We start from the raw sequence: 5,388 nt of genomic DNA, 5'->3' as shown, positions 1-5,388 counted from the left end.
GATTCCGGGCTTGTTCGGATTAAACTTGTAATTTGCCTTATCAAAATAATAAGTGGCAAATAAAAATAGTCCAATTTATTGACTTCTGAGCAATCCATACCAGTGTAGATTTATTAAAATTGTTACCAAAAAAACGCGTGTAGTTTGCTTACAGGGAATATTGGTCATAACTTAATACGATTTCTTCAGTCAATTAACTATATAACATTTTGGCTAATATAAGAAAGCTTTACCAAAAGTGCCACCATTTTTTATCGCTTCTATTTCTATACACGTCCTCTTCTGAGGTATTATTTTGTTGTTTCTGAAATGTCCCAGAAGTTTCAAGTAAATCACTTGTTTTTTGAATATGGGCTTTTAACTCTCTATTTTCTTCTACAGTTGTTAATTGTAGTTGTTGTTGCTGATCTATTAATTTTGTTAGATGCTCTATTTGTTGGTCTTTGGCAGCAAGCTGTTTGTCACGTTGAGACTTTAAATCTGCTACTTCTCTTCTTAGAGTAGCGATTAGCTCATTATTTTCTTCGCTAGTCTTTGTCTCTTTTTTGCTACCTGTTTGTTGGTTATTTGCTACCAAAGGCTTTGCTACCTTATCTCTAATAATCCTTTCAGCTGTAAGGCTAATCATGTTTGTACCTTGACTATCTTTTTGTCGGTTCTTTGTTGGTAGCCTTTGGTAGTGATATTGAATAGTCTGCTTGGAGACCTTCAATTCATTAGCAAGTTCTCTAATAGTTTTAGACATGATTTTAAAACCCCTTTCGGAGATCAGCGAGAAATTCTTGTCTTGCTTGATCTCTGATTTTTTGATCATGTTCAGCTTGTTTTTCAGCCAGTACCTGTTTTTCAGTTGTTCCTAAAGGCAAGCATTTAACTTTGTCAATTGCACGCCACTTTTCTTTATCTGATAATTCATCATTGTGCTGAATGTTAAAGAGTTTTTGACGCTCATCTTGAAATTTGCCTTGAGAAAAATCATTTGCGTCCTTTCTTTCAGGTTTCCAAGTAAAAGAATAACCGATAACTGGTTTTCCTCTGCCTTTACCATATTTTTTTCTAATCGTTAGCCCTCTAAAAAGCGGGGTTAATTCTTCTCTAATTGGCTTAATAACCTTTTTGTCAACATTTGAAGGACTATTCCAATAACTTTTAGGTATATCAAGCAATTCAAAAAAATCTTCTTTAGAGAAATAAGAATAGCCAGTAGTTCGAAATTGCTTAATTAGACGAAACATTGTTTTAGCGTAACTGCTTTTTAAATTTCTAAATTCTGTTAGGGCATAACGAACCCAACTTTCTAAATCGTTTAGCAAGTGCAATGCTTTGGGATAAATCTGAATATCAACATAAGGTTCTTCAGCTTCACCTTTAATTTCAAATTCAGTAAACATGACAAAAAATTCACGATTTAAGCCACTCTTACTTCTATGGCCAAACCTAAGGCTGAGGATCTTTTGGTATGTATTTTCAATATCATCAATAAAACGTTTATTTGCGGTTGGTTTATAGTTACTAAGCTCTTTTAACTGGTCAAAAGAGAAACGAACAGTTTTATTCCCTTGATCCCGCATGCGGGAAACAATTGAAAAAAATAAATTCATCTCAATTGGGGTAAATTTTCTCAAGGGAATAGTATTCAACTCAGGATCATACTTAACTAACTCATTAGACATGATTATCACCTCAAACACATATTAAAATAAAAGTACCTTTTTATCAAGTACAGAACTTAAAAAGGTACTTGATAAACAGACAAAAGGTACTTGATAAACAGACAAAAGGTACTTGATAACCTTCTGTGAGCCTTGGGAGAGTAAGCCTCAAGAGGGGTCTAAAAGAGGTTTAAAAGAGGTTTATAAAAGAGGTATAAAAGAGGTACCACTGTACGAGACCAAAACCTAGAAACAAAAAAACACAAAGGAGTGAGCTAAAAACTGGCTCACATTCAACTCCAGTCGCTACGCTCCTTGCGCCTCACTCCGTTCGTTGCCTAAAAGGTGTGGCAAGCCACATTCAATACGGGCGCTGACGCCCCGTACCCCGTCCAAGCTGAACCAGCTTGACCGCTTTTTCACTCGCCGTTAGGCAGGAAAGCAAAGTTTCTATAAAACTTTGGCTTTCGCCATTTCAGTGTTAAGACTGGTTTAGAGCTGTCAATTCCTTATGCTCCCACGCTACGCTCGTCCGCTACCATTGACAGCAAACAGTTAGTTTTTTTGAATCTTAACAAGAATCTAACTGCTATATTCGTTTTTAAGGGCCTTATTTCTCGTTTCTAGCGATTTTGAGACTGTTTATATATATTTATACCAAAGCAAAAATAAAAAGCCCTCAGCAGGCTTTTAGAGGGCTAAATAACGAAGCCAGGACGATTAATAATAGCTTCTTGTCTTTTTTGCAAAATATAAGTATACAGGGAATCATACAAATTCCTTTTGATCTCGTCAGGCTCATTGACAAAAGCTTCAAACAATTCTTGAATATCAACTTGCCAAGGATCAGCAAGCATTTCATCAATTGGTTTTAATACTTTCTTTTCGTCCATCTTAATTACTCCTAACATCAAAATAATGTTTTCAGTTTAAATTCACAGATCTTACAGCACCGTTATTCAAAATTTGTTACCAAGCTCATAAAGATTATCTGCACAAAACAATTAAAAAATTTTGGCTTAAAACAGCGTAATCTACAACAGTTTTTAAGTATTTAAAGCACAATAAACTTAGTTAAGTGTAAGCATAAGTTGAATTAAGAATACATTCAATTCAACCATGGCAAAAATTGATTGTATGGTTATCAGCAGGCCGAGTGAAACGAGGTCAATGCGCACTTACACATAGAATGAATTCTATGTTGTGCTAACCCCCAAAAACCTGTATTAGAAGTCGCCGATGGCGACAACAAAGTCAAGCCCATAAACCCAAAGAAAGGTGGTGACCGACATGGCAATTTTTCATATGAGTTTTAGTAATATTAGTGCTGGAAAAGGACGAAGTGCCATTGCCAGTGCTGCTTATCGAAGTGGTGAAAAATTATTTGATGATAAAGAAGGTCGCCGATATTTCTATGCCCGATCGGTAATGCCAGAAAGCTTTATTTTGACGCCAAAAAATGCACCGGAATGGGCGAGTGATAGGGAGAAGTTGTGGAATGAAGTTGAAAAGAAAGATCGTAAATCAAACTCACGGTATGCAAAAGAGTTTAACGTAGCTTTACCGGTAGAATTAAGCGAAGATGAACAGAAAGAATTATTAACTAAATACGTGCAAGATAATTTTGTCGATCAAGGTATGGTAGCTGACGTAGCAATTCATCGTGATCACCCAGACAATCCGCATGCACATGTGATGTTAACCAATCGCCCATTTAACCCCGATGGTAGTTGGGGATTAAAAGCAAAGACGCAGTACATTAAAGATGAAAATGGCAGGCAACTTTTAACCAAAAGCGGGTTTCCAAAACAAAGAAAAATTTGGTTGGTTGATTGGGATAAAAAGGAAAAAATTAATGAGTGGCGGCATAATTGGGCAACAAGTGTTAATCAGTCTTTAGCACAAAAAAATATTCCGGATCGGATTAGTGAAAAATCGTTTGTCGATCAAGGGATTCAAGAGACACCTACCCAACACGAAGGCATTAACAGCCAAAGAAAAAATCGAAAAGCATTTAATCAACAAGTTAGAGCGCAAAGAAACGCTCAAGCTAAATATCATAATATTGACGAAAAGATAAGAAATCATGAACATTTTGACGCGTTAACTGACGAGCTATCGTTCTCTGAAAAACACACAATTAGTCATCTAAGTCAGCAATTGAAAACCTATGTCGATTTAGAACATTTAGATGATAAACAGCGCATGCTGTTTAATTGGAAAAACAGCTTATTAATCAAACATGCCATTGGTGAAGATGTAACCAAACAACTGCTGACTATTGACCAGCAAACGACATCACTAGCACAAGCTAACCAGTTGTTAAATAAAGTGGTGGAACGAGCAACGAAAAAGCTTTATCCGGAACTTAATTTTGAACAGACAACCGCAGCTGAACGACGGGAACTGATTAAAGAAACTAATAGTGAACAAACGATTTTTAAGGGTAGCGAATTGGCAGAACGGTTAGCGGATATTCGAAGTGACTTATTAACCCAGCAATTATTGACGTTTACCAAGCGGCCATATACCAGCTGGCAGTTAGTTAATCAGCAGGCCCAAACAATTGAGAAGCAATTAACCACGGTACTAGCCAAACATGGTCACCAGTTAGACGATTTGAAGCATACTGATCGGGGCATGCTAGCCGCTTATCAACCTAACGAACTCGAATTCATTTCGAAAGCGGTGAAAAATTTACGGGTCATGCGGGAAGTTAAAGCCGTAGTGCAAACCCAATACAACAGCATTCTAACGACTGCTTTTCCGGACAGTGACCTGGATAAGCTAGAGACGATTGATAAGGAGCAAATCTATACCGCTGTGGTTTACTATGACCCAGAATTAAAGCCATTAAGCGCCGATGATCTTAGTCAATTGCAACAGCAGCCACCGGTAGTCTTTACTAGTCAGCAACACCAAGCCGGTTTAAATTACCTGTTAGGTAAAATTGAATTAAAAGATATTCAGAACCACCGATTACAACGGGTCTTAAAACATGATGGCACCCGGCAACTGTTTATCGGCGAATGTGGCCAAGATCCTAAGTTGGATCACAAACAAATTGAAATGGTGCAAGCCCGTTTGAAACAACAGACAACACGGTTTGATCAATATAAGCAAGACCAAATTAAGGACTATCAGGCCATTAATTATTACCCAACTAGCCCGAAAAACTACCTGACTAATATTTTGGACGAAGCCTTAATAACCATTTTATATGCGAAGAACACGGACTATCTAAGAAAGCAGCAACTACGTGGACTAAAGGAGACTGAGTGGGAAATGACGAAAAAGCAACGGCAACACCAAACTCGAAACCGGCATGAAGATGGGGGCATGCATTTGTAACCTAAATGTAAAAAAATAAATGGTGTAAGTTACACCTTTTAGTGCTAAACTATGACTAAATTAAGAAAGGAGAACTTACATGTGACAGGCAATCAGGAATGGTACAGCCTAACGCAAGCTAATCATAAGCTGGGGCGTGGCCGAAATTATGTCAGCAACTGGATCAAACGACATCCAGAGTTCCCTGATCAATTTTTGCTTGGTTCAGGTACCAATAAATTAATATCTGATGAAGGGATAGAGTGGGTTAAAAACCACATAAAAAAAGAGGGCGTCCTCGTAAGCAGTGAAGTTGCTAACGGGGATCAGCACCTAGAAATACGCCTTCTAGGTGTCACCCTCCTAATAATCCATTTTACCGGGCGGGTTAGGGGAAAGCTAGTTG

5 protein-coding genes are annotated in these 5,388 nt (G+C 37.5%); 2 read left to right on the top strand and 3 right to left on the bottom strand.

All coding sequences use genetic code 11. The features are described from left to right. Nucleotides 1–229 precede the first annotated feature (229 nt). The 3 genes from OXT66_RS09400 to OXT66_RS09390 all read right to left on the bottom strand — a co-directional run bounded on the left by OXT66_RS09400 (nucleotide 230) and on the right by OXT66_RS09390 (nucleotide 2,563). Entirely contained in the window at nucleotides 230–745 is a 516-nt protein-coding gene (locus OXT66_RS09400; protein ID WP_255033805.1) for a DUF536 domain-containing protein, read from the bottom strand. A gap of 4 nt (nucleotides 746–749) precedes the next feature. Next, nucleotides 750–1,673 (bottom strand): replication initiation protein, encoded by a 924-nt coding sequence (locus OXT66_RS09395; RefSeq protein ID WP_255033804.1) that lies wholly within the window; start codon nucleotides 1,671–1,673, stop codon nucleotides 750–752. Nucleotides 1,674–2,350: 677 nt separating this feature from the next. Further along, the gene (locus OXT66_RS09390; RefSeq protein WP_268597042.1) at nucleotides 2,351–2,563 is read right to left on the bottom strand and encodes a hypothetical protein; all 213 of its coding nucleotides are present in this window, start codon (nucleotides 2,561–2,563) and stop codon (nucleotides 2,351–2,353) included. Nucleotides 2,564–2,942: 379 nt separating this feature from the next. On the opposite strand from OXT66_RS09390, the gene mobQ reads away from it, so the two are divergent. After that, the gene (gene mobQ, locus OXT66_RS09385; protein WP_268597041.1) at nucleotides 2,943–5,003 is read left to right on the top strand and encodes a MobQ family relaxase; all 2,061 of its coding nucleotides are present in this window, start codon (nucleotides 2,943–2,945) and stop codon (nucleotides 5,001–5,003) included. Between the two features lie 51 nt (nucleotides 5,004–5,054). Then, on the top strand, nucleotides 5,055–5,388 hold a 334-nt coding region (locus tag OXT66_RS09380), incomplete at its 3' end, for a hypothetical protein (protein WP_419146390.1).

Origin of the sequence: Lentilactobacillus senioris (assembly GCF_026798195.1) — a bacterium.
Lineage (GTDB): Bacteria > Bacillota > Bacilli > Lactobacillales > Lactobacillaceae > Lentilactobacillus > Lentilactobacillus senioris_A.
Note: the sequence above shows the minus strand (reverse complement) of the source record. Positions and strands in the feature narration are given on the sequence as shown.

What these genes read in the sequence shown, in the direction of transcription:
- mobQ (WP_268597041.1), top strand. Translation starts at nt 2,943, where the DNA reads ATGGCAATTTTTCATATGAGTTTTAGTAATATTAGTGCTGGAAAAGGA.
- OXT66_RS09390 (WP_268597042.1), bottom strand. Translation starts at nt 2,563, where the DNA reads ATGTTAGGAGTAATTAAGATGGACGAAAAGAAAGTATTAAAACCAATT.
- OXT66_RS09395 (WP_255033804.1), bottom strand. Translation starts at nt 1,673, where the DNA reads ATGTCTAATGAGTTAGTTAAGTATGATCCTGAGTTGAATACTATTCCC.
- OXT66_RS09400 (WP_255033805.1), bottom strand. Translation starts at nt 745, where the DNA reads ATGTCTAAAACTATTAGAGAACTTGCTAATGAATTGAAGGTCTCCAAG.